Source organism: Streptomyces sp. NRRL S-378, from assembly GCF_000720645.1.
Taxonomy (GTDB): Bacteria; Actinomycetota; Actinomycetes; order Streptomycetales; family Streptomycetaceae; genus Streptomyces.
Map to the genome: position 1 here is coordinate 1 of NZ_JOBX01000251.1, position 201 is coordinate 201.

The 201-nt window shown below is 69.7% G+C and carries 1 protein-coding gene; it reads left to right on the plus strand.

The genetic code is table 11. The features are described 5' to 3' along the window. A partial coding sequence (locus IH80_RS40490) for a hypothetical protein (RefSeq protein WP_037882533.1) occupies nt 1-201 on the plus strand: 201 nt, incomplete at both ends.

Here is a 201-nt window from a genome sequence, read left to right on the forward strand (position 1 = left end):
CAGCGCGAACTCCTCGGCACCGAGGACGACCCCGACTCCCTCGCCACCCGCCAACTCGCCCACTGGAAGCACACCCTCGACGGCATCCCCGACCAACTCGAACTCCCCTACGACCACCCCCGGCCCACCATCACCGACCACCACGGCGACACCGTCCCCCTCACCATCGACCCCACCCTCCACCACCACCTCACCACCCTC